Below are 351 nucleotides of genomic sequence, written 5' to 3' on the forward strand. Positions count from 1 at the left end.
CGAGGCGATCTTGAGCACGGCGAAGCGGCTGGCGGCGGCGATCGACGGGCTGCCGGACACTGGTGGCCCGTCGTTCAAGGAGAACAAGCGGGAGTCCAACTTCAAGACCAAGGAGGAGACGGAGGAGAAGCGCGGGCAGTTCACGCTCGTCGTCGGCGGCCTGCTCGTCATCGCCGTCGTCGTGCCCATGGCGCAGTACTACGCCTACGTGTCCAAGAAGTGAGCGAACCATGAATGGCGTGCTAGCTGTGTACAGTAATGTTATACCGAAGAGGGTTTTTTTTAATCTCCCAGGTTGAAGTTCTTCGATCTGTTGGAATTCTTAGAAATGGACGGAAAAAATGATTATCA

Annotated in this window: 1 protein-coding gene; it reads left to right on the forward strand. The window is 55.6% G+C overall.

The window, feature by feature from the left end; all coding sequences use genetic code 11:
- Window positions 1-223: hypothetical protein (locus FWJ25_RS21000; RefSeq protein WP_223163302.1), on the forward strand; the 223-nt coding region annotated here is incomplete at its 5' end.
- Window positions 224-351 lie beyond the last annotated feature (128 nt).

It is taken from the genome of Marinobacter salinexigens (genome assembly GCF_008370345.1).
Lineage (GTDB): Bacteria > Pseudomonadota > Gammaproteobacteria > Pseudomonadales > Oleiphilaceae > Marinobacter > Marinobacter salinexigens.